The sequence below is a fragment of the Methylobacterium sp. WL12 genome, assembly GCF_008039475.1.
Classification (GTDB): Bacteria; Pseudomonadota; Alphaproteobacteria; order Rhizobiales; family Beijerinckiaceae; genus Methylobacterium; species Methylobacterium cerastii.
The window spans coordinates 1-11,693 of the sequence record NZ_VRUW01000116.1; the positions used below are offsets into that span (position 1 = coordinate 1).

The window sequence follows — 11,693 nt, forward strand, 5'->3', positions numbered from 1 at the left end:
GCGAGCGTGGGGATTCCGGCACGCCGGCCTCTGCGGCTGGGCGAGCCGCATGGGCATGGTCGACGACCCGAAGTACAGCGCCTCCCCGCTGCTCGCCGAGGCGATCGCGTTGCGCGCCGAGCTCCAGCGCCTCGCCGACGAGACCCGCCCGAAGACGGACTACTACAGGGGCGACCTGTGAACGGTCCGCCCATCGACTATCCCGCGGACACGGCGGCCGAAGTCATCGCGGCCGCCGTGGTGGTCCGGCTGCACCTGATCGAATTCGTCTCCTCCGGAAGCCTGGGGCGACTGGCTGACCGCGTCAGGGATGTGGCCCGGCGTGGCGTTGAGGCCCACGCCCGATACGGGACGGAGCTGCCGACGATGGCCGACTTGGAGGCGGCGGCACGACCGACACAGGACGATCTCAACGACTGGGAATACCGGCGCGCGATGCAGGCGTGGCAGCGCAATCTGGCTCATGCGGCGGTGAAGGCAGGCATCGACGTTGGTCCGCAGCCCGACTACGGCACCCCGTCGCCCTTTGCTGTGCTTAAAAGTGTGCACACTCAAAATCCGCCTGCACACGCATAGGCTTACCGGGGGGTGCCGTGTACCTCGCCCCTTTGGGTTCCGCGTTACCGATGTCGACCCTGGCGTTACTTCGCCGCCGTCACCAGCCGATCGAGGCCCGCTCCCGGATCGTGAGCCCGAGCCTCGCCGGCGTCACCGCCCTGGCGGGACGGTCCGCCACGACGGCGTAGAGCGCCGCGCCGACGGGGGCGTCCTCGGGCCGGGCCGGCCGGAACGCGGCGCCCCCGCAGCGGCACAGGAAATCTTCGCGCTTCAGGTCCTCGCCCCGCGACGCGGCCGCCTCGATCCGGGCGCCGGCCACGGCCTCCGAGACGGCGACGCCGACGGTCCCGCATCGCCGGCACGTCACCGCCGCGTCCGGCAGGTCGCCCTCCACGCACATCACGACGCGTCCCCCTCGCGCGCCGCCGCCTCGGCGAGGCGGGCCAGGATCTGTGGCAGCGCGACGGGGGCGAGGTCCCAAGCGTCGACGCCGACGTCCAGGCTCGTCCCGGTCGGGGGCAGGGCGCCGTGCGAGTGGCCGTACAGGTGCAGCGTCCCCTTGTGCTGCCGTGGCCACGATCGATGGGCGTAGTGGGAGAGCCACAGCGCGACCGGCTCCGCCATGCCCGGATCCTGCACGTGGATCTGTGCGACGTCCCGGACGGGGGCGTCCCACGGCAGGCGCTCGCCGACCTTGTCGTGGTTGCCCCGGATCAGGAACTTGCGACCGTGGAGGCGGCGGAAGACGTCCTGAGCTTGGGCCAGCGACGCCTTCCAGGCGAAATCCCCGAGGTGCCAGACAGTATCGCCCCGGCCGACGACGGCGTTCCAGTTGGCGATCAGGTGCTCGTTCATCGCCTCGACGGAGGGGAACGAGCGCCTGCTGTGCATCCGCTCGGACATCATGCCGGCGTGGTGGAAGTGGGAATCGGCGGTGAACCAGGTGACGGGCATGAAGGCCTCCAGAACGGAGGCGCAGCGCGGCTCTCCGGGATCAGGTCGTCGGGGGCGGGGCGCGCAAGAATTTCACGGTCGGTCTCCTGATGGGCTCAACGTGCCAGCGGCCGGGCCGGCGGGCAAGCTGAGGCTGACGATGTAGTTGAGGTTTCCCTGGCCTCGACTTCGCGGCCCAGGTGGACAACTGGCGTTCCCGTTAACCGAGCGTACCATTGAGCGTTGCGGTCGCGAATCGATCGATTCAGAGTCCCTGGATGACGTACCAATTCCTCATCGGGAAGTTCGACTGGTCCTCCGGCGCGAGCACGAAGGCCCGTCTCGCCGAGCCGGACACCCTCCTGACCCTGGATGTCGCCGTATGGGCGGCCGAGGTGCTCGATCCCTACGGCCTGCCCACGTTCTCCGTCGCGCAGCTGCGTGCCGCGACGCGTGCCGACCCGCCGCATCGATTGAAATCGATGTGCCCCGGGCACGCGATCCTCACCACACGGCAGCATCTGATCGACTGGAGAACATCGTGGCACGACCCAAGCAGCCCGCCCGCCTCGTCTGGGACGACGAGCGCAAGAGCTGGGAGATCCGAGACACCATCGACGGCAAGCGCTTCAAGCGCCGAACAGGCCACGGCCGAGCGGATCGCAGCGCGGCTGAAGGCGAGCTCGCGCTCCACATCGCGGAGCAGCAGAGGCTAGAGGACGAGCGCCAGGCCGGCTCCCCGGATCCGGAGGATCCGGCCAACTCGAACCCCCGCCTGGTCAGCGTCGCGGCTTGCCTGGGGTTCTACGGGACGCGCCAGGAGGGCACGGCGAACGGTCCGCTCGCCGGCCAGCACATCATCAACCTTCTCCGCCACTGGAAGGGCAAGACCCTCGCGCAGGTCCGGGGCGAGAGCTGCCGCGCGTTCGTCAAGAACCGGACGGCGGAGACCTACTCGGCTCCGGGCTCGACGAAGCTCAAGCCCATCTCGATCTCGACGGCGCGCAGGGAGCTCCAAAGCCTGTCGGCCGCGATCGGGGTCTGGCATCGCGAGTACGCCCTCACGGCCCGGCCGATCGTGAGCCTGCCCGAGGCCGGCGCGCCGCACCCGGATTGGCTGACGCTCCGGGAGTACGATCGTCTCCTCAAGGCGGCGCAGGGATGGGACTGGACGTCCTCGCTCCTCGCGAGCCGGGAACCGGTCTGGGAGCGCGTCCCCGGCTGGCACCTCGACGCCGAGGATGCTTCGGACCACCTGGAGCGATTCTGCGAGATCGGCTTCTACTCGGCCACCCGCGCGGCCGCGATCCTGGACCAGCGTTGGACCAGGACGCTTGATCACGGTTGGATGGACCTCAACGGGGTGACGATGCACCGGTCCGGGCCCCGGGTCCCGAAGACCCGCAAGCGCCAGCCGCCGTGTCGGATCCACGATAAGCTCCTTCCCCGGCTCCGGGCGTGGCGCGAGGCCGACCTGGCGCGCGGCATCGAGTTCGTCGTCCACGAGAACGGCGCCGAGCTCCAACGGATCTCGCGAGGGTTCGCGGCGGCCGCCCGCCGGGCCGGGCTCGACCGGCGCGACATCGACGGGACCATGCGGATCGGCAACCTCGCGGCCGAGGACGACATCGGCATGCCGACGCCCCACGTCCTCAGGCACTCGCGCGTCACGCTCATGCTCCGGGCCGGCGTCCCCCCGATCGAGGTGGCCGAGTACGCCGGCATGAGCCTGAAGATGGTCCTCGACGTTTACGGCCATCACCATGCCGAGTACCAGCAGCGCGCGGCGGCCGCGTGAGCCGGGGCCGGAACGGGGCCGAAACCCTGGAAAACGGGGCCGATTGGGCCGGAACGGGATCGAACGGGAATGCACGGATCGGTGCTAAATCGTTGGGGCCATTCGCGGTCTCCTCGGGCCGTCGCGGTTGATCCCTGCGTTGCCAAGGTTGGGGTCGAGGGTTCGAATCCCTTCGCCCGCTCCAATTTTTACGGACAATTACAACGACTTAGCAAGGCCGCCTCCGGGCGGCCTTCTGCGTTGGTCCCGTAACTGGTCCCGAAACGTGCCGAAACCCCGCTCGGGAGGGTCCCGGCAGGGTGGTCGACGACGGGCGGTCCCGATTGAAGCGGGACCGCGATTTTCGTCGCGAGGGGAGGCTGCCACCCCCCGCGTGTCCTGTTCCAGGTCACGCCCGCCACCATCGCGTGCGCTGCCGCACGCGAGGTCGGGTCAGCCGTTCCGCTTCCGGTCGCGGCGCTTCCGGGCCCTCTCGCGGCGCAGGCGCTCCGCGACGTTCACCGCGGCCTTGTCCAGCGTGCCGTCCTTCACGCGCCGGTGGAGCGGTCGCGGCTCCGGACTGCCCGTGGAGAACACGTTCAGCGTTTCGCCTCCGTTCATCAGCACGATGTGCGTGAGGCGCGGGACCGTGACGAACGGGGAGTTGCGGAAATCGCCGTGATGGGCCGCCATCATCTCGGCGGCCTCCTGCGAGGCCACGCGGATCGCGCCGATCTTCGGGTTCCAGCCCGCGCCTCTCGCGAGCAGTTCGTGTCCGCCGCTCAGGATCCACGCCTCGTGGCCATGCCGGCGCTTGGGATCCTGGTAGACGCAGTAGACCAGGTCGTGAGCCTTGACGAAGCGCTCGACCCACGCGTCGACATCGCCACCGCTCTGCGCGATGGGCAGCAGGTCCCGTCCGGACTGGTCCGCGAGCTCGATGAGCTCCACGAGCAGGTCGGGGTCGGTCTCGTCTTCGGAGATATCGTCGGGGTGGAATGCCATGATGTGCCTCCTTCGTTGAAGAGGCACCTTAGATGTACCGAAAAACCTTCCAGAACCTTAGCGGACCCCACGTTATTTCTTTATCGATCTTCGCAATACTTGCTTCACCTTGACTGATCTTGAAGATGATCGCTCGAATTTGAGGGATCGACCTTATCGGTCGTTATCCAGGCGATCCGTGCCGCGGGAAGGGGCTTCGGTAACTTTCGCTTTGTCGGAAGGCCCCTTTGGGCGGTCCAAGGTCCGGAAAGGCCCGACAAAGCGAGCAAACGGCCCCGACGGAGCCTCCACAAAGGCTTTGAGGGGCCATTCACAAGGTTTCAGGCGTCAGAAAAAAGGGCTCAGGCCGGATTTCGCTTTGTTAAGGCCCAAAACAAAGTGAAATCCGGCTTTTCGTTTTGTTAGACCGCCAAAACAGGGGCAAAACGGCGGTTTCGGTGCCTTAAGTCGACTTAGTGTCGCTACAAAGCGTCGTAAGACGTGTTTTCCGGGCGTTTAGGCCCGAAAACGCGGTTCTAACAAAAGGCTTCGCTCGATTTCGCTTTGTTATGGCCCTCAACAAAGCGAAATCTGAGCGAAGCCCTTTGCTGCAGCCCCAAACGGCCTCCGCCTCAGCTGTCGCCCCATGCGATCGCCAGGCCGACGGCGGTCCCGAGCGGCAGGGCGAACACCGTCCAGATGACGAGGACCTGCAGGGACCCGTGGATCATCCTCTCGTCCTCCCCACGCGCCGGCGGTCGTTGTGGACCTCGCGCTTCACGGCGTGCTCGATCCACAGGGCGAGCGCGTCCCGAATTCGGGACTCCCGCTCGGCCGGGCCGTCCCCGGGATCCGCGGCGATGATGCGCTCGACGGTCCACGTCGCCCCGCGGGCGAGCTCGTCGATCGTGGCCTGCTTCATGGCCTGAGATCCAGTTCCACCTTGTCGCCCGGGACGTACCAGGTCGCCTCGACACCATGCCCGGCTTCCCGCGATCCGTACGGGTCCGCCGGGTCGACGTACTGGGACAGCACGTAGAGGGGCGTGGTCCCGTCCGGGTTTCGGGCGCCGTCGATCGTGAGGCCGGCGAGGTGGCCGTCGTGGCGGATGACGAACGACGGCTCCAGCTCCGAGACCCAGCACCCGAGCATGCGTCGGAGCTCGGCCTATCGAAGCTCCTGCTGCCGCGCTAGGGCCAGGTCGACCATCGCCGCGAACACGGCGCCCGGCGACATGGCGTCGACCGCCGCGGGATCCGGTGCCGATTCCTTCAGGGTCGACACGCCGTGTTGCAGGCGATCCCACAGGTTCGGGCCTCGCCCTGGCACGCCAGCGGTGACGTACCCGTCATCAGCGACCTCGGCCCGCTTGGCCCACCACTCCAACGGTCGCTGCTCGATCATGCTCGCCTCCGTGCCTTGGCCTCGGCTGCCCGGCGCGCCTTGCGGTTGGGGCCGGCCTCCTGGAGCCCGGCCAGCATCAAGACGAGTGGGCTCATGCTCCGGTAGGTCACCTCGACCTCCGTGGTGAGCTCGATGCCCCGCGCCATGCGCTGGACCACCTCAGGCAAGGCCATGCGCCTCAAGGGGATCCGGCGACCGGAGACGTCGATGCTCTCGCTCATGCCCTCAACCCCTGAAGCTGCCTCTCGATGCCGAGACGAACGGTGATGGCGTGGCGCACCTGGTGGACGAATTCCTCGGACGGGTCCTCGCGGAAATCGTTCGGGGTGCAGTGCCAGGCGCAGTAGACGATCACGGCGTCGCCCTGCGTCACCCTCGCGCGGTTGACGGTGACGACGTCGCCCCTGGCCTCGATGCGGATCTCGTCGCCGTCCGAAGGCAGGCCGATCGCTTCGAGAGCCTCCCTCGCGATCGGGCCGGGGGCTTGGCCTACCCATAGGGAATGCGGCAGGGACCGCTGTTCCTCAGGGACGACCACGGCCATGAGGGGCGGCGTCATGCGGAAGGGCGTCTCGGTGTAGATGCGCATGGTCAGGCCACCCTGCCGTAGTCCGAGACCGACGGCGCGCTCGAACAGCCGGAGTGGTCGTTCCCCGTCAGGTGGTCGAGGATCCGGTAGAGGTCGTGCCCGAGGGGGAAGACCTCGTTGGGGCCGACCTTCTCCTTGAGGGCGTCGAGCGCTGCGATCGCGCTGAAGGTCCGGGCCAGCGCGGCCGGGATGTCGGCGGCCCCCGGGACCGGCGTCACCGCCTGGGTCGCCTGCAGGATCAGCCGGCGCAGGGCGCTGCGGAAGCGGATGGCGTCGGGGACGCGGGGCTCGTCGTCCCGCAGCGGCACCATGTGCGGCCGGACGTTGGCCGTCGTGACGTGCTTGTGGTCGCACAGCAGGCGCAGGTCGCCGTGCTCGTAGTCGAGGTCCAGCATCCACGCCTTCCCCGTCCGGCGGTTCATGCCGTCGAGCGCCTCCGCCAGGATCTCGCGGATCGCCTCGTCACCCAGGTCCTTGATCTGCATCGTCGTCTCCATCACCAGAAGCTCGCCACCGCCGGCAGGCTGCTGCCCGCCGGGGCCTTCTCCGCATCCGTCCAGGCTTGCCCGCGCGACGGGGCGGCCTCAGAGTCCCGCGCATGCGAGACGACCTTCACAACATCGCGGACGGCCCGGGCGCCGGTGCGCGCATCGAGCTCGTGGTCCGCGTCCTCCTCGGCACGGAGCGGTCGACCGTCCTCGTCGTCGACCTCGTCACGGGGCGCGCCCTGTCGAGCACGGTCGTCCCGCACGGGAGCGAGCCCGGGGCCGCGGCCGCCGCCGTCGAGACGATCGTCGGGAAGCGGCTGCCCGGGTAGGAAGGCGTCGATGTCGATGGCCCGCGCGTTGGTCAGGACCAGGCCAGCCCAGATGCGGCCGGTCATGAAACCGACCGCCCGAACAGGCGATCCAGGAAGGTCGCGGGGCCGCGGTACTCGGCGAGCGTGGCCTCCCAGGATGCCTTCCTCTCATCGAGCGCTAGCGCGTCAGCTGCGCGTCGGGCCTTCTGGATCGCGCGCCGGCGCCGGATGATCTCCTTGGCCAGTTCATGACGCTCGTGTCCCGGGACGAGGGTGGTGACCAGGTGGAGCGGCGGCATGCGCTCCTCGCCCGCGAGCTCGTCGAGGAACTCGTCCCACGTGACGCCGGCCTTCTCGACGTCGGCGCGAACACGGATCGAGACGTCGCGGAAGATGCACACCACCGGCGGCCCGAGCGGCCGCTTCGGCTTGGGCGGCAACGGGACGGGCAGCCGACGGGCCCGGCGGACCTGCAGGTGGTGGAGAGCCGTCACGCCCGACCCTCCGAGATGAGGCCCTTGGCGACCATGATCGAGTAGACGCCCGCGGCCTGCTGCCGCGTGTTGAGGCCATCGGCCTGCGCCTGATCGAGGACCTCCCGGATCAGCTCCCACGGCGGCGTCGACGGCAGGGCAGCCTGCGCCGCCCATGCGGCCCATCGGGCGTGGTTGGCCCGGGTCCGAGGATTGCCCGCGAACCGCTTCGCCAGGAGGGCGATGACGGCCGGGTCGACGGCCTGCGCTTGGGTCTGCATCCCATTTCCCCCTACGGATTTCGACAGATCCGCAGTGTGCCACGATCGAACGATTCGCACTGGACGGCGACCGGGATTTCGCGCAGCCGCTGAGTCGATAGGGTGTCTTTCATCCGGGCCGGCTACGATGCGGGCATGCAAGAGCTCCGTGACCTCGGCGAGCAGATCGCCACGAACCGCAAGGCCCGCCGCATGCCGGTGCGGAGGCTGGCGATGGTGGCCGGGGTGAGCCCGGCATGGCTCGCCGCGCTGGAGAAGGGCGAGATCGCCGACCCCAGCATCGCGAAGGTGGCCCGGGTCCTGAACGGGCTCGACCTGGATCTCAGGGTCCGGGAGTGGCACGGAGGCGTGCCGGACCTGGACGAGTTGTCGGAGGAGAACGAGCGGCTCCGGCAGCAACTCCGGGACCCGGCCGCTCTGGCGCTAAGGTTCCGTTGACCAGTCTTGCGATCCCGTACCGCGTCGAGACGATTTCCCCAGGGGCAAGCCGGGGCGACCATTGCGTCGTCGGAATCCCGCACGGTACGGTGACCGCCTAGACCTGGGATGACATCGATGACCCGCGCACTCTCGAAACGGAAAGCCGCCACCGCCGCCTGAGCCTCCGGCTCGGCGCGCCTGCGTCTTTCGTTTCAAGAGGCCGTCCTCCATGTCGAAGCCCCATCCCACGCGCGGTCGCCGCGTCGCCGCCACGCGCCTGTCCCTCCAGGACCCCTCCCAATACTGCGGGCCGATCGAGCCGCAGACGCCCCTGACGATCCAGGAGCGCCTGCTCGGCGGCGAGATGGTCAAGAACCTGCCGGGGCTCGACCTGGCCATCACGATCGTGTCGCTGACCGAAGTGGGGTCGACGTACCCGAGCCGGGTCCGCCTCGCCGCCCGGAAGGCCGCCGATGCCCCGTCGGCCAAGACCGCGGCCGCGCTTGAGCGGGCGCTGCGTCGCGAGCTCGACCGGGACGACCTCGCCGATTATCAGGCGATCGAGATGTCGCGGGTCGCGGACCTGCTCGTCGCGCACCAGGCTGCCTTCGGGTCCGCCGAGGCCAACGCCCGCATGGCGTCGAAGGCCCTCAACCTCGCGGGGCTCATGCTCCGCGACGGCCGGGCTGCGCCGGTCCTGCTCGCCGTCCGGAGCGCGATGCTGTTCGCCGAGGACGCGACGGAGGAGCTCGATCCGCTGACCTACGTCGCCGAGCAGCGCTACCCGCGCCTGACCATGCTGAACGCCAGGATCTCGCGGCTCTCGTCGGAGCTCTCGATCGGGACGGAGGCGCAGGAACTCGTCGAAGTCGACGGGGCCGTGCTCGACGGCGGTGTCGGCGCCGAAGGGACCGTGGATGAGGAGGACGTCGCGTTCCTCGACCGGCTCATCTGGAAGACCAAGCCGACGGCGGCGCCGACGCTCGTCGTCATCGATCAGCATGCACTCGACCACCTGCCCGGCAGCGCGAGCTCGGGCTCGTCGAACGCCTCGCGCGGCAGCACCCCGCGGGCCGAGTTCCAGCCGCTCGCTGGCGTGGCTCTGCCCCTCGTCCACGGGATCGACGTCGCGGCCGTGCGCCAGGTCCTCGACCGTGAGTACCCCTGGCTCGCCGACATCACGCGCAAGGTGCTCGGCGACCTCGTCGGGGGCCGGTTCGCGCGGTTCCAGCGGACGCTGCTCGTCGGGAAGCCCGGCTCGGGCAAGACCCGCTACGTGCGCCGGCTCACCGCGCTGTGCCGGATCCCGTCGCTCGTCTACAGCGCGGCCGGCGTCGCGGATGCCGCTTTCGGGGGCACGTCCCGGCAGTGGTCGACGGGGCGCGCCTGCGTCCCCCTGCAGCTGATCCAGCGGACGCGCACGGCCAATCCGTGCGTCATCGTCGACGAGCTGGAGAAGGCGGCGACCCGGCGGGACAACGGCAGCCTGATCGATACGCTGACGGCCCTGATGGAGCCGGAGGGATCCCGCGCGTACTTCGACCCCTACGTAGAAACCGAGGTCGACCTGAGCGCGGTCCAGTTCCTCGCGACGGCCAACGCGACGGCCGGCGTCGCGGCGCCCCTGCTCGACAGACTGAGATGCGTCGTCGTTCCCGATCCCCGACCCCAGGACCTGAAGGCGATCCTGGCGACGCTGCTCCCGGAAATCCGCGCCGACCGCGGGCAGGACGAGGCCTGGTGCCCCGACCTCGACCCGGAAGAGGTCGGCATCATCGCCGAGGCGTGGGGCAAGGGCGGGTCCATCCGTCCCCTGCGCCGCTTCGTCGAGACGCTGCTCTCCGGGCGTGAAGCCCTCGCTCCGCGTCATTGAGGGAGGGACCGATGTCGCAAGCTCAGCTGTCCGCCCTCGCGGACCGGATCCAGGACGCCTGGGAGAACGGGCGGATCTGCGCCCTCGTCGGCCGGGGATGCCGGGCGCGCATCGTCCGGATCGCTCGGCTGCTCGACGCCGGGCGGATCGACACCGATCGGGCCCTGCGCCTCGCGATGGAGGCCGAGGGCGCGGCCATGTGCTTCGCGCCCCTCCCGGCGGAGCCGGCCCGATGAGCATCGTCCAGGAATTCTACTCGATCGCCGGCACCGTCCTGAAGGACCAGCGCCGGGTCCCGTCGATCCGCGTCGAAGCCGTCGAGCCAACGCCGGCCGGCCCGCGGGTGCGCTGGACGGGCGGGCCGACCGGGCACCGCGTCGTCAGCGTCGAGGACGGCACGCGGTGGCGCGGCGGCGTCGGTCCACAGGTCCTGCTCGAAGCGATCTCGCGGACGCTCGCCGTGCGGTGGCGGGAGCGGACGCCGACGGTGCCTGCGGACTGGTCGGATCGCCTCGCCGCCCGGCACCCGCGGGTCTTCACGTCGGGCGGTCCGTACACCTGCCCGGGATGGGCGTCGCTCTGGGCCGCCGGCGCCGAGTGGATCGAGGAGGTCGGGGTCCCGCCTGGGTTCGCGACCGACGACGCCAAGGCGAAGTTCGGCACGGCTCGCTGGCATCACCACGCAGACGACTGGTCCGACGACGTCGCCGACGTCGTCGAGGCGATCGAGACGATCTCCGACGGGATCTGCGAGGCCTGCGGCGCCCCCGGCCGGACGCGCTTCAGGCCCTGGATCGAAACCCTGTGCCACACCCACAACACGGAACCCCGCTGATGCGCACCCTCATTCTCGCCGCCGCCCTGCTCGGGTCGGCCCCCTGCCTCGCCGGTCCGTTCCCGACGGCGGAGACCTGGTCCGTCACCGTGCAGGACGACATCCTCGACCGGATGTCCGTGCAGAGCGTGCTCACCGTCCGGCGGATGGACGACCGCGTCCGCTTCACGCTGGACTGCGTCGTCTCCGGACCGGCCGCGCGCACGGATTCGCGCACATCCGCATGGGGCACGGCCTCGATCGCCGGCGACGTCGTCAACGGCATCGTCGAGGGCGGCCAGGACGTGCTGCAGCTGCCCGATCGGACGTTCACGCTGACGCTCGGGCGCAAGTTCGGCACGTGGGCGAGCAACGTCCCGGGCTGCACCCAGAAGGCCGGCTTCCTCCGCGATGCCGTTGTGGATGGCATCCAGGCGATCGACAGTGTCCGTAGAGGGAGGGATTGATGCGCCTGCGAGATCTGACACCCGCCGAACGCCGCGCCGTCGAGGAACGCCGGGAGGCCGTCCGCGCCGCCCTCGCCGGGGTGGATCCCGCATGGCGCCCGGACGCCGCAGCCATCGACGGCGCGCCGTTCCTCGATGACTGGAGCGTCAAGCTCTATCCCGGCACGGACCGCCCCTGCCTGGAGGGCCTGTGCTGGCATCATCCGATCCACGGCAGCACGATCCTGAAGACCAGCATCATCGTCCAGCAGGGCCCGGGATACGTCATCGTCGAGAGCGGCAGAGTGTACCTCCTCGGGACCCCCAGCCCCGCCCCGAAGG

Annotated in this window: 21 protein-coding genes; 9 read left to right on the top strand and 12 right to left on the bottom strand. The window is 69.6% G+C overall.

The features are described 5' to 3' along the window. A partial coding sequence (locus FV226_RS28390) for a hypothetical protein (RefSeq protein WP_210246549.1) occupies positions 1–181 on the top strand: 181 nt, incomplete at its 5' end. Next, the gene (locus FV226_RS25030) at positions 178–576 is read left to right on the top strand and encodes a hypothetical protein (RefSeq protein WP_147765045.1); all 399 of its coding nucleotides are present in this window, start codon (positions 178–180) and stop codon (positions 574–576) included. The genes FV226_RS28390 and FV226_RS25030, both read left to right, overlap by 4 nt. 79 nt (positions 577–655) lie before the next feature. Here FV226_RS25030 and FV226_RS25035 read toward each other — a convergent pair whose 3' ends face one another. Both FV226_RS25035 and FV226_RS25040 read right to left on the bottom strand, forming a co-directional pair. Further along, on the bottom strand, positions 656–958 hold the full coding sequence (locus tag FV226_RS25035; protein ID WP_147765046.1) for a hypothetical protein: 303 nt from the start codon (positions 956–958) through the stop codon (positions 656–658). Beyond that, the gene (locus tag FV226_RS25040; protein ID WP_147765047.1) at positions 958–1,512 is read right to left on the bottom strand and encodes a metallophosphoesterase; all 555 of its coding nucleotides are present in this window, start codon (positions 1,510–1,512) and stop codon (positions 958–960) included. The genes FV226_RS25035 and FV226_RS25040 overlap by 1 nt, the downstream gene beginning before the upstream one ends. A 520-nt stretch (positions 1,513–2,032) precedes the next feature. On the opposite strand from FV226_RS25040, the gene FV226_RS25045 reads away from it, so the two are divergent. Beyond that, complete coding sequence (locus FV226_RS25045; RefSeq protein ID WP_147765048.1) at positions 2,033–3,289, top strand: tyrosine-type recombinase/integrase; 1,257 nt, start codon at positions 2,033–2,035, stop codon at positions 3,287–3,289. Between the two features lie 432 nt (positions 3,290–3,721). On the opposite strand, the gene FV226_RS25050 is transcribed toward FV226_RS25045, so the two are convergent. The 10 genes from FV226_RS25050 to FV226_RS25095 all read right to left on the bottom strand — a co-directional run bounded on the left by FV226_RS25050 (position 3,722) and on the right by FV226_RS25095 (position 7,798). Beyond that, positions 3,722–4,273, bottom strand: coding sequence for a hypothetical protein (locus FV226_RS25050; RefSeq protein ID WP_147765049.1), 552 nt, complete (start codon positions 4,271–4,273; stop codon positions 3,722–3,724). Between the two features lie 706 nt (positions 4,274–4,979). Then, positions 4,980–5,174, bottom strand: a complete 195-nt coding sequence (locus FV226_RS25055; RefSeq protein ID WP_147765050.1) for a hypothetical protein — start codon at positions 5,172–5,174, stop codon at positions 4,980–4,982. Beyond that, entirely contained in the window at positions 5,171–5,404 is a 234-nt protein-coding gene (locus tag FV226_RS25060; protein WP_147765051.1) for a hypothetical protein, read from the bottom strand. Before FV226_RS25060 ends, FV226_RS25055 begins: the two co-directional genes overlap by 4 nt. Before the next feature lie 15 nt (positions 5,405–5,419). Continuing rightward, positions 5,420–5,656: a hypothetical protein gene (locus FV226_RS25065; RefSeq protein WP_147765052.1), complete on the bottom strand. Its 237-nt coding sequence runs from the start codon at positions 5,654–5,656 to the stop codon at positions 5,420–5,422. Beyond that, entirely contained in the window at positions 5,653–5,877 is a 225-nt protein-coding gene (locus FV226_RS25070; RefSeq protein ID WP_147765053.1) for a hypothetical protein, read from the bottom strand. Before FV226_RS25070 ends, FV226_RS25065 begins: the two co-directional genes overlap by 4 nt. Continuing rightward, the gene (locus FV226_RS25075; protein ID WP_147765054.1) at positions 5,874–6,245 is read right to left on the bottom strand and encodes a hypothetical protein; all 372 of its coding nucleotides are present in this window, start codon (positions 6,243–6,245) and stop codon (positions 5,874–5,876) included. Before FV226_RS25075 ends, FV226_RS25070 begins: the two co-directional genes overlap by 4 nt. Before the next feature lie 2 nt (positions 6,246–6,247). After that, positions 6,248–6,730 (bottom strand): hypothetical protein, encoded by a 483-nt coding sequence (locus FV226_RS25080; RefSeq protein WP_147765055.1) that lies wholly within the window; start codon positions 6,728–6,730, stop codon positions 6,248–6,250. A gap of 11 nt (positions 6,731–6,741) precedes the next feature. Continuing rightward, entirely contained in the window at positions 6,742–7,128 is a 387-nt protein-coding gene (locus FV226_RS25085; RefSeq protein ID WP_147765056.1) for a hypothetical protein, read from the bottom strand. Continuing rightward, positions 7,125–7,538, bottom strand: coding sequence for a hypothetical protein (locus FV226_RS25090; RefSeq protein WP_147765057.1), 414 nt, complete (start codon positions 7,536–7,538; stop codon positions 7,125–7,127). Before FV226_RS25090 ends, FV226_RS25085 begins: the two co-directional genes overlap by 4 nt. Continuing rightward, positions 7,535–7,798, bottom strand: coding sequence for a hypothetical protein (locus tag FV226_RS25095; RefSeq protein WP_147765058.1), 264 nt, complete (start codon positions 7,796–7,798; stop codon positions 7,535–7,537). Before FV226_RS25095 ends, FV226_RS25090 begins: the two co-directional genes overlap by 4 nt. Positions 7,799–7,933: 135 nt before the next feature. On the opposite strand from FV226_RS25095, the gene FV226_RS25100 reads away from it, so the two are divergent. From FV226_RS25100 to FV226_RS25125, 6 genes are all read left to right on the top strand, one after another. Continuing rightward, complete coding sequence (locus FV226_RS25100) at positions 7,934–8,236, top strand: helix-turn-helix domain-containing protein (RefSeq protein WP_147765059.1); 303 nt, start codon at positions 7,934–7,936, stop codon at positions 8,234–8,236. Between the two features lie 211 nt (positions 8,237–8,447). Then, positions 8,448–10,091, top strand: coding sequence for an AAA family ATPase (locus FV226_RS25105; RefSeq protein ID WP_147765060.1), 1,644 nt, complete (start codon positions 8,448–8,450; stop codon positions 10,089–10,091). Between the two features lie 11 nt (positions 10,092–10,102). Beyond that, positions 10,103–10,327 (top strand): hypothetical protein, encoded by a 225-nt coding sequence (locus FV226_RS25110; RefSeq protein ID WP_147765061.1) that lies wholly within the window; start codon positions 10,103–10,105, stop codon positions 10,325–10,327. Next, positions 10,324–10,926, top strand: coding sequence for a hypothetical protein (locus FV226_RS25115; protein ID WP_147765062.1), 603 nt, complete (start codon positions 10,324–10,326; stop codon positions 10,924–10,926). The genes FV226_RS25110 and FV226_RS25115 overlap by 4 nt, the downstream gene beginning before the upstream one ends. Further along, positions 10,926–11,372: a hypothetical protein gene (locus FV226_RS25120; RefSeq protein ID WP_147765063.1), complete on the top strand. Its 447-nt coding sequence runs from the start codon at positions 10,926–10,928 to the stop codon at positions 11,370–11,372. The genes FV226_RS25115 and FV226_RS25120 overlap by 1 nt, the downstream gene beginning before the upstream one ends. After that, on the top strand, positions 11,372–11,693 hold a 322-nt coding region (locus FV226_RS25125; protein ID WP_147765064.1), incomplete at its 3' end, for a hypothetical protein. The genes FV226_RS25120 and FV226_RS25125, both read left to right, overlap by 1 nt.